We start from the raw sequence: 20,220 nt of genomic DNA, 5'->3' as shown, positions 1-20,220 counted from the left end.
CTCTTCTGGTCGATTCGGGGCACGGGGAAATTGATATTGTTTGTTTCAAACAGGATAAACGTCAAATTGCCCGATCAGCAATATAATCAGGCCAGAATAATCAGGCAGGGCCCGCACCCATTGGTTGTTTGGCCACCGCACAGCTATGTTCATCCGGGCACCACCAGCCACGCGTTTCCACCGCGTAATCATCGGGTCCGTTCTGATCAAGTTCCTGCTGGGTTTCGTTGACCACATCAACCAAGCCACTGATAAAAAGCGGATGCGAACAAACCGTTCGAACACGTTCGTAAACCGGGATTTTCAGTTCATCGGCAATTTCGCGATATTCAATGTCCAGCTCGACCAGCGTTTCGGAATGCTCGGTAACAAAGGCAATCGGAACAATCACTAATGGTACGCCATCCTTGCCGGCACGTTCAATTTCATGCTCGGTCGACGGGCCGATCCATTCCATCGGCCCTACACGGCTTTGATAGCACACAAGCCAGTCCAGATCAGCAATTGCCATCTTGTCGACCACGGCTTGTGCTGATTTTTCAATCTGCGACTGATAGGGATCAGCACGTTTGGTAATCACTGCCTTGGGCACACCATGGGCAGAAAACAGCAGGCGTGGCTTGCCAACACCAAGATCGGCAGCCTTTTTTAGAGCATTTTCATACCCGGCCTTAACCATTTCAGCCGATGCATCAACAAAGCCAGGATTGGTTGGATAACAACACGCGGTTTTAATCGGCGCCGTAAGGCCAACCTTGTGACAGGCCCGTTTCCAGTCCTTGACCGAGGACCCGCTGGTGGTTGTTGAAAATTGCGGATAAAGCGGCAACAAAATCTGTTCATCCGCGCCCCATGCCTTAACCGCGGCCGCACTTTCATCGGCAAACGGTTTCCAGTAACGCATGGCAATGAAACAGCGATTTTCATAGCCGTCATCAAGCCCGTTAAGCGCTGTTTCAAGCGCATCCGCCTGATCCTTAGTCAATTCCAGCAGCGGCGATTTTCCGCCGATATAGTTATAGATCTCGCGCGCAATCGGTGCGCGGCGCGATGAAATAAGTTTTGCCAGAAAATACCGGAACGGATTGGGCAGGCTAATAATCGCGGGATCATTAAACAGATTGAACAGGAACGGTTTAACCGCATCCGGCCCATCCGGGCCGCCCAGATTGAAAAGAATGATCGCGCGTTTTTTACGCTTTAGCTCGGACATCGGCATATCCTTCATGGCGTTTTGAAACTGTCCGGTTCATCCCGGAAGCCTCGTTTGGATAAACCCGTCCCGCTTCTTTTGATCCCGCGGTCATAATGGCCAAACAGGATAGAAGCGCAACGGGTTTAAGCCATTTTACGCATTGTATTTTTCAATCGATTTGATCGATTTCAATTATCACCGATAATTTCGAATAAATTCGACCAGTTTGCCGACATTTTCAGGTGATGTTTCCGGCGTGATGCCATGCCCCAGATTGAAAATGAACGGACCATTGCGCAGCGTATCAAGAATACGGCGGGTTTCTTCGATCATCTCGTCCCCGCCGGTAATCAGATACATCGGATCAAGATTTCCCTGTACCGGTCCAAGCGGCTGAAGGTTTTCCGCCACCCATTTCAACGGAACGCCACTATCAAGACCAACAGCATCCACACCGGTATGATGTTTGAAGTCGATCAAATGCAAACCAGCACCCCTTGGGAAGCCAATCACCGGTAAATCCGGATGTACCGCCTTCAGATTTGCGACGATTTTTTTGGTCGGTTCTATCACCCAACGTTTGAACCCGTTTTCCGACAGTACCCCACCCCAGGTTTCAAACAACTGGATGCATTCTGCGCCAGCTTCGATCTGTTTCAGCAGATATTGCGTCGTAGCTTCGACAAGAATGTCGATCAGGCGTGAAAATCCGTCCGGATCGCCATAGGCAAATCGTCTGATATTGGCAAAATCCTTGCTGCCTTTGCCCTCAACCATATAGGTCGCCACCGTCCATGGTGCCCCTGCAAAACCGATCAGGGAAGTATGTGACGGAACGGATGCCGAAAGCTTTGACACTGTCTCGTAAACGGGCCCCAACGTATCGTGAATACGATCAACATCGAGGATACCGAGGCCAGATGCATTGCGAATGGCGTCGAGCTGCGGACCTTCTCCCTGCTTGAAGGCTAAATGCTGTCCAAGTGCCTGTGGTATGACGAGGATATCGGAAAACAGAATTGCCGCATCGAAATCATAGCGCCTGAGCGGTTGCAAGGTAACTTCGCAAGCAAGATCAGGATTATAGCAAAGATCGAGGAATGAACCGGCCTCGGACCGTGTTGCGCGATATTCCGGAAGATAGCGACCAGCCTGACGCATCAGCCAGATCGGTGGTACGGGCATTGTCTCACCTGCAAGGGCGCGCAAAAAGGTCTTGGTTGGTTTGGGCATGACGTTTCCTGTTTGACTGCCCGGAATTGCCTTTCAAGGGGCGTTTCCGGGTATGATAGTCCCGATCTTTTTTGTCAGACACGATAGTCTGACGTTTATGTCCGGTTTCCGGTTCCTGACCCGTGAATTGTGTCCTGAAGCCTGTCCAGGCCGTTTTTCCACCGTGTCTCTAACAAAACCTTCTTTAATAAAAAAGGATGTTGTTTGTTAGTGGTTCCCTGTGGATAACGGGGATCAAATTTGGTGCACAGTTTATCCACATTGCGACTCGGGAAAAATGATTCATCTCAAAAGGTCTTGGGGAAAACTGGGGACGACTCCGAACGACTCCCAAAGGTAAGCTTGGGAAAAGCCGTTTTTGAATAATGTGGATAACGGGGATTAATCTGGTTTTTACGTTGTTATCCCTGCTATTAGGGAAAAAATTTTCCGCTTATCCCCCGTGGGACGGATGCTTTGAGAAATTTTGTATGACGTGCAGGATAAAATCTGTGGAAAAAATTTGGCCGGAGTCGCCCCCGTTATCCACAATTATCCACAGGCCCGACTCCGTCGGTTTAATTTGTGGTTGGGATTGCAGTGCCTTGTCAGATGACAGATGATCGAAATATCGAACACCGGGTTTCGGTTAAGTGATGTGAAACGCTGGCAGATTGCAGGACTGCGATGATTGACGACGACAATATCTTTCACCTTCATCTGGTATCGGACTCTACCGGTGAAACCGTTGATGGGGTGGCGCGTGCCTGCATCGCGCAATTTCCTGATGTGCGAGCACATGAACATGTCTGGTCACTGATCCGAACCGATGCACAGCTTGCCCGTGTGCTTGCCGATATCGAATGCAATCCTGGGATCGTGCTTTATACGGTTTTCGATATGGATATCCGCCGCAAGCTCGAAGAAGGCTGTCGCCGTTTGCAGGTACCGCATAGCCATGTGCTTGATAATACCATCACCATGATGGCCGGTTATCTGGGACAGCAATCACGCGGCCGCACCGGCGCCCTTCATAAAATGGACGAAGATTATTTCAACCGGATCGAAGCCATTGATTACACGCTGTCTCATGATGATGGGCAATCGACATGGGATCTTGAAGAAGCCGATGTCGTGATTGTCGGAGTTTCGCGTACGTCAAAGACACCGACCTCCGTCTATCTGGCAAATCGTGGCATCAAAACCGCCAATGTGCCGTTTGTGCCGGGGTGCCCGTTGCCCCCGGAACTCGACAAGCTTAAAAATCCGCTGGTTGTTGGCCTGATCAAGGATGTTGATCAACTGGTATCGATCCGCAAAAATCGACTGCGCCAGATCGAGCGCGGCGAGGGTGGAGATTACGTTGACCCGGTTGCCGTGCGAAACGAAGTCCATCAGGCACGCCGTTATTTTACTGATCGCAGCTGGAAGATTATCAACGTCACCAGACGATCCATCGAAGAAACCGCGGCGATCATTCTATCGACCATGTATGATCGCCGTGGTCATTAATTCGATTAATTCAAAGACATCAGAAAATTACAGGATACCGATACATGACCAGACTGATTCTGGCGTCCAGCAGTAAAGCCCGACATTCCATGCTTACAAATTCAGGTGTGGATTGCGAGGCAATTGCCTCCATGATCGACGAAGACGGTTACAAGCAATCAATGAAGGCTGAAGGTGCCAGTGCTGCCGAAGCCGCCGAAACGCTCGCCGAAATGAAGGCATTGCGCATGTATCGACAGCAACCCGATGGTATCGTTATTGCGGCCGATCAGATGCTGGAATGCAACGGGATCTGGTTTGACAAGCCGCGTGACCGCGACAATACCCGTGCCCAGCTTCTGGCGCTTCGCGGTAAAACCCATCAACTGGTTTCGGCGGCCGTGATCTATAAGGAAGGATCACGTATCTGGGGCACCATTGATACCGCTCATCTGACCATGCGCAACTTCACCGATAAATGGCTCGAAGACTATCTTGATGCCGCTGGCGAAGAAATTTACGACTGTGTTGGAGGTTATCAGCTTGAAGGTATTGGGGCTCAGCTTTTCACCGAAGTGCGCGGTGACTATTTTACCGTTCTGGGCCTGCCTCTTTTACCGCTGATTGGCTTCTTGCGTGATCACGGTATTCTCAAGGCATAATAAAAGACATTCAGGCAGGAAATTGTTCATTATGACTTCGCGAACCCCTTATCGAACCCTGTCGGGTACCTCGCGTCTTGCCGGTGTGATGGGCTGGCCGGTGTCACATTCCAAATCGCCGCGATTGCATGGCTACTGGCTGGCAAAATACGGGATCGACGGGTCCTATATGCCGCTTCCAGTCGAACCGAAGAATTTTCAGGATGCCTTGAAATCCTTGCGAAATCTGGGTTTTTCTGGGGTCAATGTCACCATTCCGCAAAAGGAAATGGCGACGCCCGAATGTGATGAACTCTCTGATCGTGCGCGTCGCATCGGGGCGGTCAATACCGTGACCTTTGCCAAGGATGGCCGCATGCTGGGCGATAATACCGATGGGTTCGGTTTTATCGAAAACCTGCGCCAAGAAGCCCCGAATATCGATTTTGCGTCTGGTCCTTCGGTGGTGCTGGGGGCGGGTGGAGCATCGCGCGCGGTTTTGATTGCCCTGCTTGACGAAGGCAGTCCCGAAATCCGTATTGCCAATCGTACACGCAAACGCGCTGAAGATCTGGCGACCGAGATTAATGATCCTCGGATCAATGTTGTGAACTGGCCGCTTGATCCTGCAAGCCTTGCCGATGCGGCACTTGTGGTCAATACCACAAGCCTTGGCATGGTCGGACAGCCGAAACTTGAAATCGATCTTGAAGGTTTGCCGGAAACTGCTCTTGTCACCGATATCGTTTATGCGCCACTGATAACCGATCTGCTGGCACAGGCCAAAAAACGCGGCAATCCGGTGGTTGATGGGCTGGGCATGCTGCTGCATCAGGCACGGCCGGGATTCCATCGCTGGTTCGGGATTGACCCGGAAGTCACGGCAGAGCTTCGCGAATTTGTTCTTTCGCCGGATTAACCAAAATTAAGATCACAGGACACTATTTATTATGGTGATTTTGGGGCTGACCGGGTCCATCGGCATGGGTAAATCGACCGCGGCGGGGATGTTTCGTTATCTCGGCGTGCCGGTCCATGATGCCGATGCTAGCGTTCATCGTTTGATGGCACCGAGCGGGGTGGCATTTGATTCGATCATCTCGGCATTTCCCGATGTCCTAAAAGACCGCCGGATTGATCGCCAGATACTGGGGGCAATCGTTTTTGCCGATTCCGGTGCGCTGAAACGTCTTGAAGCCATCCTGCACCCGCTGGTTCGGGCTGAAGAAAACAGGTTTCTTAAACGTAACCGTCTGGCGCAAAGATCACTGGTTGTACTGGATATCCCGCTTCTGTTTGAAACGGTGGGTGAAAAGCGTTGCGATCACGTTGCGGTAGTATCAGCACCGGAATTCATTCAACTTCAACGTGTTATGGCGCGATCAGGGATGACGGACGCCAAATTTTCCGCCATTCTTGCCAAACAGATGCCGGATCGCGAAAAACGTCGCAAAGCCGATTTTATCATCCCGACAGGCTTGGGGCGTGCGGTAACTTTCGCTACGATACGAACCATCGTTGACCAACTGGAAAATCGGACCCGACATGCGTGAAATTGTCCTTGATACGGAAACCACAGGCCTTGATCCTTATGCTGACCATCGTCTGGTGGAAATCGGTTGCATCGAGTTGATCAATCACATGCCGACGGGACAGCAATATCACCAATATATCAATCCGCAGCGTCCGATGCCAAAAGAGGCATTTGACGTTCACGGCTTGGGTGACGATTTCCTCAAAGACCAGCCTGTTTTTGCCGAAATTGTCGATGATTTCCTCGAATTTATCGGCGATGATTCGCTTCTTGTGATCCATAACGCTGCGTTCGATATGAAATTCCTGAACGCAGAACTTGAATGGTTGAGTAAGCCGAAAATTGCCATGAATCGCGCGATTGATACCGTGCAGATGGCGCGCAAAAAATTCCCTGGTTCTCCGGTCAGCCTCGATGCGCTGTGCCGTCGTTTCAAGATTGATAACTCTAACCGTACTCTGCACGGCGCATTGCTCGATTCCGATCTGTTGGCGCTGGTTTATCTTGAACTGCTGGGGGGGCGGCAACACGGGCTTTTGCTTGATCCGAATGCCAAGGAAAAAGCAAAAAAGGATATCGAGAATGCCCCGCGCAGGTTGGGTCCAAAGGAAAACCACCTCGAACCACGGCCCCATATCGTCAGTGACGAAGAACTTGCTGCTCATCGCGCCTATGTTGAAAAAATGATTTCCGGTGCCTTTTGGCTCAAGCACGAAGAGGCATGATGTGATCGGCATGTTTTCCCGATATGCCGCTTTCCATCGAGTTTCTTTTTTTTGTCAGGTCGTCTTCTCTTTTTTTGAACGCCCGTTTCTGAGGTGTTCGATTTTTACCCGGCGCAATGTGACTGAATGTTTGACCGTCGCGATGCTGTTGTCGACGATCATAATCCGTGACGCCGGGGCCCAGTATCAATCTGATAATCAATCCTCGCTCCAGTCGCAGCAAACCGATAGCCTCATTGATGGCGAACTTGCCTATACCATTCACGAATCCGAGGGTGGACGGGATAAAGTCCGCCCCGAACCGGGTTATTTCGATAATCTTGTCACTACCCTGCTCAAAGATGCTGGTCTGCCCTATGTCATCGCGGCGCAAGCACCCTGGAAACGGGTTATAGAACAGGCATTGCAGGGCAATCGTCACGTGATCTATCCGACAACCCGAACTGCGGACCGCGAAAACAGTTTCAAATGGGTTGGCCCGATCAGTCGCACGATCTGGAACCTTTATGGTTATGCCGATGAGAAATGGCAGGATATGAGTTTTGACACTATCCTTTCTTCGGCGCGGATTGGGATTTTGCTTGGATCGGCGCGCGAGCTCTATTTGCGCGAACGTGGAGCACAGCAGCTTGTTTTGGTACCGCGCGAAGACCTTTTACTGCCTATGTTACATGCTGATCGTGTGGATCTGATTGCAATTGGTGGTTCGGTTCTGCGCCAATATCGCGACATTGTCGATCCCAGCGCTCAACAACGCGATATTGACGGGATTTTACCCTATCGCAGTTGTTTTCTTTATATCGCCATTAGCAACGCAGCACCGATTGAAGAGATCAAAAAACTACAGGATTCCCTAGATAAGAATAAGATAAGTGGCCAATTCATTGAATTTCGCGAAAAACATGGCTTGTCTTCGGATACCAACAGTGCATTTTTACGGGCAATGTTGAATCTCGACAATAACGGTGTTGCCTGTATTGATCTTTTTGGTCGGGATGACTGACCGAGTTATACAAAAAAGGTTGTCCGCCAGCTGATCGATATGTTCGAAAACTACGATCTGGTTTCTTTACTGACCGATGTCATGAAGATTGACACTGTTCCCCCTACGTGAGGTTATCTATCTGGAAGCGGATACTTCCCATACTTCCTGACACCCATATTGCGGTTTTGAAATCCAGCGATATCGTCTCAACTTGAGAAGAAGTATGGGCACGGTTGCGCGAATGGGAAGGAAACGGCAATATGCCGCGAACATTCCTTTGGGTGACAGGCCCGTCGCGAACAGGCGATATCGAACAGACGATACAGCTAGGCGCGCACGGACCGCGCCGTTTGCATATCGTTCTGGTGGATGACACAAAAGAAAACCCATAAAAGACGGCGCTCCGTCAGCGACGAAGAAAAGGCCCTTTGGGAAATTTTCACGCGTGATGTCAAACCCCTGCGTTCCAAACAGCGCAAGGGCAGCGACGCCGTTTTCGAACTGGACGACGATCATCCCAAAAGCAATACGGCGATGCCGCTTCCGGATGACCTGCAAGGCGAAATCAACAAGGCCGAAGAAGTCCGGGCTGCGCGCAATCTGCCATCTGCACGCAATGCTGATCGAGGCCCGCAGATAAAGAATCGCGCCTTGGCCGAACTTGAACCCGGTGTCACCGATAACATTGATAAGTCGACGGCCAAAAAATTCCAGAAAGGCCAGATGTCAATCGATGGACGTATCGATCTGCACGGCATGACCCAGGATGTCGCCCACCATGCACTGAATGCTTTTATAGAAGACAGCTGGCGGGCCGGAAAACGGTGTGTTCTGGTGATTACGGGCAAAGGATCGCGTGCTGATGAATATGGCCGCACCGGTCTTTTGCGCCAACGCACCCCGCAATGGCTAAGCGCGCCAATGCTTCGCACCCGTATTCTTGCCGTCAGCGAAGCCCGTATCCAGCACGGCGGATCGGGCGCTTTTTATGTTCTGCTGAAACGGAGACGCCCGTGACACCCTTTGGCAATCGTATTCGCGAATTACGGGCGCGGCATAATGTCACCCTGACCGATATGGCAAACGCCTTGCAGCTCTCGCCAGCATACCTTTCCGCGCTTGAACATGGCCATCGTGGACGGCCAAGCCCAGGTCTGGTGCAGCAAATCTGCGGCTATTTCAATCTTGTCTGGGACGAAGTCGACGAAATTAAACGCTTGGCACAGCTTTCCCATCCTAAGGTAACCGTAGATACCGCAGGGCTTGAGCCCGGGGCAACCGAACTTGCCAATCTTCTGTCGGAACGGATTGCCGGTCTCAGCAACGATCAACTTGACCGGATGTTGGCTATCGTTGTCGAAAAAGCACGTTAAACGTCAATTTTCTGACTTATATAAGTTTTTTGCACTGCAATAGTCTTGTCTTTTTCGAGATAATTACAACATCAAATAAAATTATAAAGATAGTAAATGTTGTCGCATATAAGTTGACTCGGTCTAAAGGTGACAGTTTGGTCGAATCTTTGTGACGTGTCCCACGGGAGCGGGATAATCATCTGGCGGACTTTGCAACATGGTTTGGGGTCCGTGATGTTTGCTTTCCTTCAGAATATCCGTATCGGGTCAAAAATGGCCCTGTCGCTTGTTCCGGTCATCTTTGGGGTGGTGGTTTTGTCGCTGGTGATTGTCAGTAGTCGCTATCAGCAGATGTCGGAACTTGGAAAAATCCGTGGTCTGACCGAGGTCGCAGGCTATATTGGAGCGACGGTACATGAATTGCAGAAAGAACGTGGGGCTTCGGCAGGCTTTATCGGATCAGGCGGGAAACAGTTCGGTGATCAGCTTGTCTCACAACGCAAGATTTCTGATGAGAAAATAGCAGCTCTTTCGGCAATACTGGCGAAATTTGATCAAACACAATATGACCCGAAACTCCGAACAGATATTGATGCTTTCCAAGTCCTGATCACCCGTATTCCATCAATACGAGATGGGGTTGATACCATTCAGGTCAGTTTGAGCGATGCAGTTGGCTTTTATACCGGCATCATTTCCAGAATGCTTTCCGTGGTCAATCTAATGGGTTCGCTTAGCAAAGACGCCGAACTCCTTCGTATTATTGCTTCTTATAACAATTTCCTCCAAGCTAAGGAACGCGCAGGCCTTGAACGAGCAACAGGTGCTGCGGGATTTGGCATGGGAAAATTCGAACCTGCCCTTTATCGACGCTTTGTGGAACTGGTCTCGACTCAAAACACCTATCTTTTGGTGTTTGGTGAATTCGCCAATGCCGATATTCGTAATTTTTACGACAAAACCTTAACTTCTGAGGCCGTCGAGGCGGTGGATAACCTTCGGGCCGTCGTGTTTGATTTTCCAGTAAGTGGTACAGTTAGGGATGTCAGTGGTGATGACTGGTTCAAAACAATCACCGTCAAAATCAACCAGTACAAAGTGGTGGAAGACTTTATTGCTTCCGATCTGGTTCGGGTAGCCGATAGCAAATATTCCGAAGCCAGCCTCTATTTTTATGCAACACTTGTCGGATTGATTTTCGTGATACTGCTTGCCAGTGTCTTTGTTCTAGTGGTGACCCGCAGCGTCACTGTTCCAATTAGGGTTCTGACCGAAGACATGAGTCGCCTTGCCGATGGCGATACAGACATTGAGATCACCGATCAGGACCGGGGCGATGAAATGGGCGAAATGTCGCGTGCGGTTGAGGTTTTTCGCATTAACTTGGTTCAGAATCGCGAACTTAGCCAGCAGAGAGAAGCAGATCGCCAGTCTCGCGAAGCCAATGCCAAACGGATTGAAGCCCTTGCTGCCGCCTTTCGGGGCAATGTAAACGGACTCCTGACTTCGGTACAAGACGCCACCGACAATCTGCGCGAAACATCAACTGAAATGACCAGCATTGTTGGTAAGACCCGCCAGCAGGCGTCGAGTGTTGCTTCCAGCGCGGAAGAAGCGTCAAGCAACGTTGCTGCCGTCTCTGCCGCGACCGAGGAACTGGCCAATTCTATCCTCGAAATCTCGCGCCAGATTTCTAATGCTTCGACTATTGCATCTGATGCCGCCGATGAAGCCCGCGGTGCAGACACCATTGCTGAAGATCTTAAAGAAGGTGCTCTTCGGATCGGTGAGGTGATCGGTCTGATCCGCGATATTGCCGAACAGACAAACTTGCTTGCGCTTAATGCAACAATTGAAGCGGCTCGCGCTGGTGAAGCAGGCAAGGGATTTGCCGTTGTGGCGAACGAAGTCAAGAACCTTGCGACGCAGACTTCGCGCGCAACAGAGGAAATCACCAGCCAGATAGGCAATCTTCAAACTGCGACCGAACAGGCGGTATCAGCCATCCATCGTATTGGTAAGCGGATCGAGGATATCGACGATACATCCTCGTCCCTTTCCGCCGCCGTGACTCAGCAACAAGCGGCAACATCAGAAATTGCGGGCAATGTTGAACGCGCCTCGGTTGGTACGACTGAGGTGTCGCAAAATATTGCCGGTGTCAGTGCTGCTACGGATCAGACAGGTCATGCTGCAGAAAAGGTTTTGGTGGCATGTGAGAGTGTCACAGAGGTCGCGGTCAATCTTCGCCGCGAGGTTGAAGAATTTCTGACATCGGTCCAGGCGAGGTAGGTGGAGCCAGCCTTGGTTCAAAACCGGGCTGGCAAGTCTTTGGAAAGTCTCTTGGCGTAGCAGATAATAGCCGCAAAGACAAAGGGGCACACAAAGGAGGGATGGCAGTTCTGCAACAGGTATAAGTGATATTGCCTTAATGGCGTGAAACACGGTTTGACTATTGGTTCAATCGGAGTTATCAATCTGCGGTGTTTCACACCCGAAGAATAAAACAGTCCTGCCTGATTCACAACTACAAGGTTGTGACTGGTCCGCAGAAACGATCATCTGCCTGACCGTCAACCGCATTCCTCTCTTTATCTCTCCTCCTTTCAATCATCGCCTTTCCCGGCAATCACAAGATCATTAAACGCACATATGCATCTTCAGGAACTCAAAAAGAAATCCCCGACGGAGCTTCTTGCCCTGTCCGAGGAACTCGAAATCGAAAACGCCAGTACGCTCCGTAAACAGGAGCTGATGTTTGCCATTCTCAAACAGCTGGCCGAAAACGATCATGCCATTTTCGGCGAGGGCGTGTTGGAGGTTCTGCCAGACGGCTTTGGCTTCCTGCGCAGTCCCGAGGCAAACTATCTTGCTGGTCCAGACGATATCTATGTCTCGCCGAGCCAGGTTAGGCGCTTTGGTCTGCGCACGGGCGATACGGTTGAAGGCCAGATTCGTTCACCAAAGGAAGGCGAGCGTTATTTCGCGTTGCTGAAGGTCGACAAGGTCAACTTTGATGCACCCGAAAAAGTCCGCCATCGCATCAATTTCGATAACTTGACCCCGCTTTACCCGGACGAGCCGCTCAAGATGGAGCGTCACCTTGATCAGGAAGGCAACAAGGACATCACCAACCGTGTGATCGAGCTTGTATCGCCTTTGGGTAAAGGTCAGCGTGCCCTGATCGTCGCGCCGCCACGCACCGGTAAAACCGTGATGCTGCAAAACATTGCGCATGCGATTGAGGAAAACCATCCGGAAGCCTATCTGATCGTTCTTCTGATCGATGAACGTCCGGAAGAAGTGACCGACATGGATCGCTCGGTAAAAGGCGAGGTCATCAGTTCGACCTTCGACGAACCGGCACAGCGTCACGTCCAGGTTACTGAAATGGTTCTGGAAAAGGCAAAACGCTTGGTTGAGCACAAGCATGATGTCGTCATCCTGCTGGACTCGATCACCCGCCTTGCACGCGCTTACAACACCGTTGTTCCGAGCTCTGGCAAGGTTCTGACCGGTGGTGTCGATGCCAACGCCCTGCAGCGCCCGAAACGCTTCTTTGGTGCCGCACGTAACATTGAAGAAGGCGGTTCACTGACCATTATCGCAACCGCGCTGATCGATACCGGCTCGCGCATGGACGAGGTCATCTTTGAAGAATTCAAAGGGACCGGTAACTCTGAGCTTATTCTGGATCGTAAACTGTCTGACAAGCGTATCTTCCCGGCGATCGATATCCTTAAATCGGGAACCCGTAAGGAAGAACTGCTGGTCGAGAAAAGCGCGCTTTCCAAAATGTGGGTTCTGCGCCGTATCCTCAATCCCATGGGGCCGCAGGATGCGATGGAATTCCTGCTCGGCAAGCTCAAATCGACCAAAAACAACGACGATTTCTTCGATTCAATGAATGGTTAATCGTAGTTCGATCCTGTAATCGAACTATCATTGAAAACCCCCGGCAATCTGCCGGGGGTTTTTGTTTGGTTCTGGCTCGCCTCGGTAAAGCAGTCTGCGTCTGCTACAAGCGGGTCCATTGTGTAGGCGTGCCAAACCACTGTGATCTACTTCGCTTGAAGCGGGACTGGCACCTGCCTACATAGCGCAAAGCATAAATAACATATTGTTTTGCAATGAAAATTACGTTTCCCTCTACACCGATTCAGACAAATCGCCTGTCGCTTCGCCCCTTCATGGCGTGCGATTTTGATCAATATGCTGCCTATCATTCCCAGCCATCGGTCTATCGCTATCTTTACGCTGCACCTCCAGCGGCAAATGCGCTGACAGAACAGTTTTCCATCGTGCTGACCGCGCACTTTGATGCTGAAGGCGATGTATTTCGTTTGGCGGTAATTAACCGGGACGATGATACCCTTCTGGGAGAGGTTCTTTTGAAACTTGCCAGCATTGCAGCCCTTCAGGCTGAAGTCGGTTATATCTTCAATCCGGATTTTTCAGGCCACGGCTATGCGACCGAGGCCGTATCGGCGATGATTGATCTTGGTTTCAATCATTTCGGTTTTCACCGGATTTTTGCTCGCCTTGACACCGAAAATATCGGATCGGTCGGCATTGTTGAACGACTTGGCCTGCGATGCGAGGCGCATCTGATCGAAAATGATCGCTTCAACGGTGTCTGGGGTGATGAATATATCTATGCGGTTCTGGCCGCCGAATGGCAGTCACGCAGCCGCAACCGGGCTTGATCGGCTACTTCTTCGTGGAATGTTTCATGTCAAACATTGGCGTTTGAAAATTCCTTTTGCGCGGTGATAGGGTTTCCTATCAACAGCAAAGGACTTTGGCGTCATGTATATGATGGAACTCGGGACGGTGATGGTCGGGATTGCCTTGGCACAGATATCGCCGGGGCCAAACATGATGGCAGTATCATCAGCCGCACTTTCCGGCGGGCGGCAGCTCGGATTGCTGAGTGCTGTGGGAGTTGCCACCGGCGTTTTCATTGATGCTTTCCCTCAAAGCCTGACGGCGATGAAGCTGGTGGGCGGGGGATATTTCCTTTATCTCGCGCTGAAATCGTTGTGGTCTTGCTTGAAAGGTTCTGGTTCGGTTGGTAGCGCGCGCGATAATCTGTATAGCCCCGCGTCAAAGATTGGTTTCACTGCCTATCGCACCGGCTTACTCGTTGTTCTGACCAATCCCAAGGCTGCATTGATGTGGGTGGCGGTTTCGATGTTTCTGGCCTCTGCCCAGGGCACGCATCCTGCATTGATCGTTATCGGGGTACTTGCGTCGTGTTCGGCAATGGTTATTTACGGTATCTATGCTCTGCTATTTTCCACTGGAGTTGCCGTTCGGGCCTACCAGGGGTTTTTCCGCGTTGTTGACGGGATTTTTGGCGCAGTATTCGGCGTAATCGGCAGCAAGATTTTGATTGATGGCATGAGCGATCTGCGTAGTTAAGCTGATTGTTTTCCCTAAGCTAAAGCCAATGTCAATTCGGCAATGTGACCATCAAGCTTCTGCCGGATCAGTTTACTGTCACCTGGTTCTACCTGAAGCTTTCCATTGCCAAGATGAAGCCCGATATGATGCATTCCGTATCGCAGGGTGATGGTGAGTTCGTCAGCCGCAACGATTTCGCAATCGGATTGGCTGTTGGCAGCCAGATGATGGGGTGGGGCGGATTTCCAGCCGGTTTGCGGTGCCAGACTGGTCAGATGCAGGGGTTCGGTGCCGGTATTTTGCAGGATCAGCTTAAGGTTCATTTCCCCGGGCATGTCTCGTTCGCCTCCTTGATTTTGGCTCTTTCATGTATGTAAGGCGCAGATTTTCGATGTCGATAGCCATCAATGCTTGCAGTGGCCGCAATCACATGTGACTCTGGTGCTGTTCTTCCACTACGTTTTCAAGGCTGATGCAGCTTTTACTGAAATCCGTCGATTTTGCCGCCCGAGCGCATCGTGACCAGCGCCGCAAGGGCCCGGCTAATGAACCCTATATCAATCATCCGATCGAGGTTTCGCGCCTGATCGTCGAATGCGAACCGGGCACGGACGAATATGTGCTGTGTGCCGCGGTTCTGCATGACGTGATTGAGGATTGCGGTGCGACCCGCGATGAAATTGCTGCCTGTTTCAACGAAATGATTGCCGATATCGTGCTTGAGGTCAGTGACGACAAAGCCTTGCCGCGCGATGACCGTAAAGCCCGTCAGATCGAAACCGCTCCGCATCTTAGTAACGGGGCTAAACTGGTCCGTCTGGCCGACAAGGTCGCCAATGTTGGCGCGATGTTGACCGATACCCCGGTTGGCTGGGATCGGGAACAGATCCTGCGCTATGTTGATTGGGCCGAGGCTGTCATTGCACCCTGCCGTATCACCAGCTCCAGTCTTTCGGACCGTTTCGATGCCATCGCGCGCGACGTCCGTGCCTGGCACACTGAAGAAGAAGAGGCAGGGGTTTAATCCTGCCTCTGGCTGTTAGCGGTCATCCCCGCGACGGGGGGAAACCGTGTTTTTCAACAAAATGCTGTCTTATGGCTTCAAAATCACCGAACCGGTGGTTTTGCGGCCTTCAAGATCGTCATGGGCCTGTTTGGCGTCCGCCAAGGCATAGGTCGCACCGATGTCGATCTTCACCACACCGGATTTCAGCACGTCAAATAGCTCGTTCGCGGTTGCCAGAAGCTCTTCGCGAGTGGCGGTATATTGAAAGACGCTCGGACGGGTCAGGAAATAGGCTCCGGGTGCGAGAGCTTTAAGAGGGACGGGTGGGACAGCGCCTGATGATTGGCCGAAACTGACCATCATGCCAAGACGTTTCAGGCAATCCAGCGAGTCGTCAAAGGTATCCTTACCGACGGAATCATAAACAACTTCAACGCCTTGGCCGTTGGTGATCTCTTTGACACGCTCGGATACCTTTTCCTCCCGATAGAGGATCGGATAATCGCAGCCCTTGGATTTGGCGATCTCGGCCTTTTCCTTCGATCCGACGGTGCCGATCACGATGGCACCCAGATGTTTGGCCCACTGGCAGACAATCTGGCCAACCCCGCCTGCCGCCGCATGGATCAGGATCGTATCACCTTTTTTGACGTGATAGGTTCGGCGCAGCAGATATTGTGCCGTCATGCCCTGCAACATGGCGGCGGCTGCAAGATCAAAGCTGATCCCATCGGGGATCTTAACCAAACCCTTGGCCGGCATTACACGTGCCTCGGCATAGGCGCCAAGCGGCTGTGCCGCATAGGCAACCCGATCACCAACTGCAAGGTCGGTTACGCCGTCACCAACCGCCTCGATCACGCCCGACCCTTCAAGCCCTAGGCCCGATGGCAGGGACGGAGCCGGATAAACCCCGGAACGGAAATAGATATCGATATAGTTCAGTCCGATGGCTTCCTGTCGCAGGCGAACTTCACCGGTACCTGGTGCACCAACCTCGACATCTTCAAAACGCAGGACATCGCTGCCGCCGGTTTCATAAAATCGGAAAGCTTTGGTCATGGAGACCTCCCGTTAATGCGCCATTTTGGCGCCTGTCTGATCAATGGACCAAGTCTATGTCAGAAAACGGCATTTTGCTATCCGGCAGGTTTGGTTTTGCCCGTTCCGACGGGTGTTAAAAGACGGTATTTCATCTGATGGAATGCCAGACAAAATTGGCTGATAGCTGCTTTGTTCAGAACAGGTTGCCCTGATCGCTTGGGATAACCAGGTCGACGCCTTCGATTTTCAAAAGCGCGCGTTTGGTTTCAAGCCCGCCATCGCCGGAATAACCGCCCGGTTTGCCGCCGCTCGCCAGAACACGGTGGCATGGAATAATTATGGGGATTGGATTAAGCCCGCAGGCCGTACCAACAGCCTGATAGGCAGTTGGTGCCCCGGCTGCAATCGCCATATCCTTATAGGTCGCGGTTTTGCCCAGCGGGATTTTGCACATTGCCTCCCATACAGCCTTGTGGAAATCGGTGCCATCAGGGGCCAGCGGCAGGTCAAAAGTATCGAGCTTGCCGGTGAAATAGGCGTTAAGCTGCGCCTTCGCTTCGCTCAGGACGGGACTTGATTCCATATCCTCGACAAAGCCCCAGTCGACCGCGACGATTTTATCGTCAAACTCGAAAACCGTAATCGCCCCGACTGGGCTGTTCATCGAAATCTGGGGCATTGGCGAAATCCTGCGGTTCGTACGGGGGCAAAAGGTAAAATAGAGATAGCGGGGCGTAAGGCGGGGAAGTGGGCCTCCAATACATGTTTCACGTGAAACATTGGAAATGGACAGGCGCCACAGCACCGTTCTTTATGCCGCGCTGGTCGGTAGATCGGCAAGCAGTTTGGCAAGGTCAGGGGCATTGGTTACCGGCGCAGAACAGACAAGTCCCTGGCAGACATAGGCGGTTTCATGGCCATCAATCGCCGTTTTGCCCTTGGCCGGGTGAAGATCGGGCAGGGCATCGGTATCGGCAAGGATGGTAATTGCCCGGTTCGGCAGATAGGCGGCAAAGATTGCGTGGCGCATTTCCAGATAAATCTGGCTGCGTTCCTTCGCGACCAGTACGATTTGAAGTGGGTTTTGCAGCATTTCAGCTGCCAGAAGCAGTCCCGGAATATTGGGGAATTGTTCGTTTAATCGCCCGGCAAAGGCGGCAATGGTGATTTCTGCCCGGTCGCGATATTTGGTATCGCCGGTCAGGGCATAAAGCCGCGCCAGATTTTGTGCCATGACCGAATTCCCGGCCGGAACCGCATTATCCATATGTGGTTTCTGCCGAACCACCAGATCATCGGTATCAGATGCCGATTGGAAATAACCACCTTTGGTGTCGGCAAACAGGTTTTCGACTGCTTCGCACCATTCGGTGGCTTCGCGAAGGTATGCATCCTCGCCAAAGCATTCATAAAGCCGCAAAGCCGCGCATATCATGTGTGCGTAATCTTCGAGCATTCCGGCATGTTGTGCCTTGCCATTGCGATAACTATGCAGGAAGCGCCGGTCATTGCTTTCGCCAGTCATCAGGCTGTTGATCACAAAATTATAGGCAAGCTTTGCATAATCAAGCCAGTCTGCGCGCTTGAACACCATTGCGGCTTCAGCCAAAGCTGTGATGGTCATTGCATTCCAGTCGGTCAGAGCCTTGTCATCCCATCCCGGCCAGATGCGCTTGTTGCGCACTGCCAAAAGCTTTGTACGTATTTCCGAAAGTTTCTTTTCCGTCGTCCGGTCCGCAAGGCCAAGGCCCGATTGCGTGCGGTTCAGGATATTTTTATGTTCCCAGTTTCCCGTGGGACTGACGTCATAGATATCCTTGAACAGGGCGGCATCATTGCCAAGAATGGCGTTAATTTCGGCTTCGTCCCAGACATAGAACTTGCCTTCTATACCCTCGCTGTCGGCATCAAGGCTGGCGGCAAAGGCTCCGCCAGGGATCCTCATATCGCGCAGGATCCAGTCGATGGTTTCGGAAATGCGGGCTTCATAAAGCGGGTTGCCGGTTTCACGCCAGACATCGCACAGAAGATCAATCAGCTGCGCATTGTCATACAGCATCTTTTCAAAATGCGGCACCAGCCATTGGTCATCGACGGCATAACGCGCAAAACCGCCACCAACATGGTCATAAATCCCGCCTTGGCACATGCGATCAAGGCTGTGGCGGACGATGTGTTTAAGATCGGTATCGTTGGTGCGAACTCCGACACGCCATATAAGGGCCAGAAGGCTTGGTTGCGGGAATTTTGGCGCACCATTGGTGCCGCCATTTTCGCCGTCCATGATCTGTAAGCAGCCATGACCGCACTGATCAATCATCGCGAGCGACGGCATCGACCCAGTTGCACCGCTATTCATTTTAATCAGCGCCTGACCGATCTGTGCAACGTTATGGCGGATGTTATCGGGCTGTTGGGTATAGATTTCTGAAACCGACTTCAAAACATCGCCAAATCCCGGGCGGCCATACCGGGCCTCCTTGGGGAAATAGGTCCCACCCCAGAACGGTTCGCCATCCGGCGTCAGGAACATGGTCAGCGGCCAGCCGCCCTGTTGGCCGAGAAGGGCCAGCGCATTCTGATAAAGCGCATCAAGGTCGGGGCGTTCTTCGCGATCAAGCTTGATATTGATGAAAAGCTCGTTCATCAGGGCCGCAATACCCTCATCCTCAAAGCTTTCATGCGCCATGACATGGCACCAGTGACACGCCGCATACCCGACCGACAGCAGGATCGGCTTGTTCGCAGCCTTGGCCTTGGCAAGGATTTCAGCACTCCAGGGCTGCCAATGCACCGGGTTGTCGCGATGCTGGACAAGATAGGGGCTTGTTTCCGAACCAAGATTATTGCGTGCGAGTTCCATACTGCTTCCTCTGTCCGATGCGCTGTTTCGATCTTTGATCAGCGTTTTTTATTCATGGCTGTTTGTTATCATCAAGCCTAAAGATCGTGGATAAAATAACAAGTGATCAGAGGTTGTTAGGGGGGTAATTTCACTAATTCTTGATGATGGTTGACACATTTGCGATAAATCATGGCAAATGACGTGCGATTGATTGAGTATGATCAAATACTTCAAACTTTCGAGATCATCTTATTGTGACGCGCAAATCCAAACATCCACTGGCAGGCAATGTCATCCGCGCACTTTGCGCGTTGGCACTTGTTATGGTGGGGTTTGCGCATCTGGTCCCGCAGTTTCCGCAAGGCAATGGAGCTGGGCAACCTGATCTTGCCTATTATGGCCTGCCAGACGGATCGATCCCGTTCATTTGCTCTGTCGCGAACCCGACAGGTGCCGATGGCGAACAGGGATCCAGTCTGACGCAGGATTGCCCTGCCTGTCGCATTATTTCCTCCATAGTTCTGCCAGTTCCGCAGCCCGGGCTTAAGGTCCGCGAACCCTATGCCAGGATTGTCTTTCCACGGGCACAGGAACCCATTTATCTCGCAGAACCTGTTTTCGCTGATATCTCGCCACGTGCACCTCCCGTCCTGATCGGGTGAATCCCGCTTTTTGCGAATGCACGAAATGACCGTGACCCCACGCGTATTACCGGGGATTGTTGCTGCGCGCTTGGTTTGCAGTGCGTTTCCGGTGGCAAGGTCGCGGTCTTGAGAAAATC

At 51.7% G+C, this 20,220-nt stretch carries 20 protein-coding genes and 1 pseudogene; 15 read left to right on the top strand and 6 right to left on the bottom strand.

Going from position 1 to position 20,220, the window contains the following annotated elements; all coding sequences use genetic code 11:
* Window positions 1–100: 100 nt before the first annotated feature.
* On the bottom strand, window positions 101–1,213 hold the full coding sequence (gene hemH / locus TH468_RS06695) for a ferrochelatase (protein ID WP_246832238.1): 1,113 nt from the start codon (window positions 1,211–1,213) through the stop codon (window positions 101–103).
* 177 nt (window positions 1,214–1,390) lie between these two features.
* Entirely contained in the window at window positions 1,391–2,428 is a 1,038-nt protein-coding gene (gene hemE / locus TH468_RS06690; protein WP_085642759.1) for a uroporphyrinogen decarboxylase, read from the bottom strand.
* 666 nt (window positions 2,429–3,094) lie between these two features.
* Between hemE and TH468_RS06685 the strand changes: the two genes are divergently transcribed.
* From TH468_RS06685 to TH468_RS06625, 13 genes and pseudogenes are all read left to right on the top strand, one after another.
* Complete coding sequence (locus TH468_RS06685; protein ID WP_085642758.1) at window positions 3,095–3,919, top strand: pyruvate, water dikinase regulatory protein; 825 nt, start codon at window positions 3,095–3,097, stop codon at window positions 3,917–3,919.
* A gap of 44 nt (window positions 3,920–3,963) precedes the next feature.
* Window positions 3,964–4,560 (top strand): nucleoside triphosphate pyrophosphatase, encoded by a 597-nt coding sequence (locus tag TH468_RS06680; protein ID WP_085642757.1) that lies wholly within the window; start codon window positions 3,964–3,966, stop codon window positions 4,558–4,560.
* 31 nt (window positions 4,561–4,591) lie between these two features.
* Window positions 4,592–5,458 (top strand): shikimate dehydrogenase, encoded by an 867-nt coding sequence (locus TH468_RS06675; protein WP_085642756.1) that lies wholly within the window; start codon window positions 4,592–4,594, stop codon window positions 5,456–5,458.
* Window positions 5,459–5,489: 31 nt separating this feature from the next.
* A complete protein-coding gene (coaE, locus tag TH468_RS06670) occupies window positions 5,490–6,092 on the top strand; it encodes a dephospho-CoA kinase (RefSeq protein ID WP_085642755.1) in 603 nt (200 codons plus the stop codon).
* Window positions 6,085–6,798 (top strand): DNA polymerase III subunit epsilon, encoded by a 714-nt coding sequence (gene dnaQ, locus TH468_RS06665; protein ID WP_085642754.1) that lies wholly within the window; start codon window positions 6,085–6,087, stop codon window positions 6,796–6,798. Before coaE ends, dnaQ begins: the two co-directional genes overlap by 8 nt.
* A 10-nt stretch (window positions 6,799–6,808) precedes the next feature.
* On the top strand, window positions 6,809–7,801 hold the full coding sequence (locus tag TH468_RS06660; RefSeq protein WP_246832254.1) for an ABC transporter substrate-binding protein: 993 nt from the start codon (window positions 6,809–6,811) through the stop codon (window positions 7,799–7,801).
* 212 nt (window positions 7,802–8,013) lie between these two features.
* Window positions 8,014–8,175 (top strand): annotated as a pseudogene (locus tag TH468_RS21915) (LUD domain-containing protein); the annotation flags it as partial.
* On the top strand, window positions 8,153–8,800 hold the full coding sequence (locus TH468_RS06650) for a Smr/MutS family protein (protein ID WP_085642752.1): 648 nt from the start codon (window positions 8,153–8,155) through the stop codon (window positions 8,798–8,800). The pseudogene TH468_RS21915 and the gene TH468_RS06650, both read left to right, overlap by 23 nt.
* Window positions 8,797–9,156 carry a helix-turn-helix domain-containing protein gene (locus TH468_RS06645; protein ID WP_085642751.1) on the top strand — a complete coding sequence of 120 codons (360 nt, stop codon included), beginning with the start codon at window positions 8,797–8,799 and terminating at the stop codon, window positions 9,154–9,156. The genes TH468_RS06650 and TH468_RS06645 overlap by 4 nt, the downstream gene beginning before the upstream one ends.
* A 291-nt stretch (window positions 9,157–9,447) precedes the next feature.
* Window positions 9,448–11,430, top strand: a complete 1,983-nt coding sequence (locus tag TH468_RS06640; RefSeq protein ID WP_246832253.1) for a methyl-accepting chemotaxis protein — start codon at window positions 9,448–9,450, stop codon at window positions 11,428–11,430.
* Window positions 11,431–11,790: 360 nt separating this feature from the next.
* On the top strand, window positions 11,791–13,053 hold the full coding sequence (gene rho, locus TH468_RS06635) for a transcription termination factor Rho (RefSeq protein WP_007088512.1): 1,263 nt from the start codon (window positions 11,791–11,793) through the stop codon (window positions 13,051–13,053).
* Window positions 13,054–13,268: 215 nt separating this feature from the next.
* Window positions 13,269–13,844, top strand: coding sequence for a GNAT family N-acetyltransferase (locus TH468_RS06630; RefSeq protein WP_085642749.1), 576 nt, complete (start codon window positions 13,269–13,271; stop codon window positions 13,842–13,844).
* 103 nt (window positions 13,845–13,947) lie between these two features.
* Entirely contained in the window at window positions 13,948–14,562 is a 615-nt protein-coding gene (locus TH468_RS06625) for a LysE family translocator (protein ID WP_085642748.1), read from the top strand.
* A 14-nt stretch (window positions 14,563–14,576) separates the two neighbouring features.
* Here TH468_RS06625 and TH468_RS06620 read toward each other — a convergent pair whose 3' ends face one another.
* On the bottom strand, window positions 14,577–14,879 hold the full coding sequence (locus TH468_RS06620; protein ID WP_062950053.1) for a hypothetical protein: 303 nt from the start codon (window positions 14,877–14,879) through the stop codon (window positions 14,577–14,579).
* Between the two features lie 137 nt (window positions 14,880–15,016).
* On the opposite strand from TH468_RS06620, the gene TH468_RS06615 reads away from it, so the two are divergent.
* The gene (locus TH468_RS06615) at window positions 15,017–15,568 is read left to right on the top strand and encodes an HD domain-containing protein (RefSeq protein WP_085642747.1); all 552 of its coding nucleotides are present in this window, start codon (window positions 15,017–15,019) and stop codon (window positions 15,566–15,568) included.
* A 69-nt stretch (window positions 15,569–15,637) separates the two neighbouring features.
* Here the strand turns inward: TH468_RS06615 and TH468_RS06610 are convergent, their stop codons facing one another.
* The 3 genes from TH468_RS06610 to TH468_RS06600 form a co-directional block, all read right to left on the bottom strand.
* A complete protein-coding gene (locus TH468_RS06610) occupies window positions 15,638–16,612 on the bottom strand; it encodes a quinone oxidoreductase (protein WP_085642746.1) in 975 nt (324 codons plus the stop codon).
* Between the two features lie 175 nt (window positions 16,613–16,787).
* Complete coding sequence (locus tag TH468_RS06605) at window positions 16,788–17,273, bottom strand: methylated-DNA--[protein]-cysteine S-methyltransferase (protein WP_085642745.1); 486 nt, start codon at window positions 17,271–17,273, stop codon at window positions 16,788–16,790.
* Window positions 17,274–17,405: 132 nt separating this feature from the next.
* A complete protein-coding gene (locus TH468_RS06600) occupies window positions 17,406–19,457 on the bottom strand; it encodes a thioredoxin domain-containing protein (RefSeq protein ID WP_085642744.1) in 2,052 nt (683 codons plus the stop codon).
* 236 nt (window positions 19,458–19,693) lie between these two features.
* Between TH468_RS06600 and TH468_RS06595 the strand changes: the two genes are divergently transcribed.
* The gene (locus tag TH468_RS06595; protein WP_085642743.1) at window positions 19,694–20,101 is read left to right on the top strand and encodes a hypothetical protein; all 408 of its coding nucleotides are present in this window, start codon (window positions 19,694–19,696) and stop codon (window positions 20,099–20,101) included.
* Window positions 20,102–20,220 lie beyond the last annotated feature (119 nt).

Origin of the sequence: Thalassospira sp. MCCC 1A03138 (assembly GCF_002115785.1) — a bacterium.
GTDB lineage: Bacteria > Pseudomonadota > Alphaproteobacteria > Rhodospirillales > Thalassospiraceae > Thalassospira.
This window is presented reverse-complemented; position numbering and strand designations above follow the sequence as displayed.

Coding starts and splice junctions, on each gene's coding strand:
- hemH (WP_246832238.1), bottom strand. CDS start 1,213: ATGTCCGAGCTAAAGCGTAAAAAACGCGCGATCATTCTTTTCAATCTG.
- hemE (WP_085642759.1), bottom strand. CDS start 2,428: ATGCCCAAACCAACCAAGACCTTTTTGCGCGCCCTTGCAGGTGAGACA.
- TH468_RS06685 (WP_085642758.1), top strand. CDS start 3,095: ATGATTGACGACGACAATATCTTTCACCTTCATCTGGTATCGGACTCT.
- TH468_RS06680 (WP_085642757.1), top strand. CDS start 3,964: ATGACCAGACTGATTCTGGCGTCCAGCAGTAAAGCCCGACATTCCATG.
- TH468_RS06675 (WP_085642756.1), top strand. CDS start 4,592: ATGACTTCGCGAACCCCTTATCGAACCCTGTCGGGTACCTCGCGTCTT.
- coaE (WP_085642755.1), top strand. CDS start 5,490: ATGGTGATTTTGGGGCTGACCGGGTCCATCGGCATGGGTAAATCGACC.
- dnaQ (WP_085642754.1), top strand. CDS start 6,085: ATGCGTGAAATTGTCCTTGATACGGAAACCACAGGCCTTGATCCTTAT.
- TH468_RS06660 (WP_246832254.1), top strand. CDS start 6,809: ATGTTTTCCCGATATGCCGCTTTCCATCGAGTTTCTTTTTTTTGTCAG.
- TH468_RS06650 (WP_085642752.1), top strand. CDS start 8,153: ATGACACAAAAGAAAACCCATAAAAGACGGCGCTCCGTCAGCGACGAA.
- rho (WP_007088512.1), top strand. CDS start 11,791: ATGCATCTTCAGGAACTCAAAAAGAAATCCCCGACGGAGCTTCTTGCC.
- TH468_RS06630 (WP_085642749.1), top strand. CDS start 13,269: ATGAAAATTACGTTTCCCTCTACACCGATTCAGACAAATCGCCTGTCG.
- TH468_RS06625 (WP_085642748.1), top strand. CDS start 13,948: ATGTATATGATGGAACTCGGGACGGTGATGGTCGGGATTGCCTTGGCA.
- TH468_RS06620 (WP_062950053.1), bottom strand. CDS start 14,879: ATGCCCGGGGAAATGAACCTTAAGCTGATCCTGCAAAATACCGGCACC.
- TH468_RS06615 (WP_085642747.1), top strand. CDS start 15,017: ATGCAGCTTTTACTGAAATCCGTCGATTTTGCCGCCCGAGCGCATCGT.
- TH468_RS06610 (WP_085642746.1), bottom strand. CDS start 16,612: ATGACCAAAGCTTTCCGATTTTATGAAACCGGCGGCAGCGATGTCCTG.
- TH468_RS06605 (WP_085642745.1), bottom strand. CDS start 17,273: ATGCCCCAGATTTCGATGAACAGCCCAGTCGGGGCGATTACGGTTTTC.
- TH468_RS06600 (WP_085642744.1), bottom strand. CDS start 19,457: ATGGAACTCGCACGCAATAATCTTGGTTCGGAAACAAGCCCCTATCTT.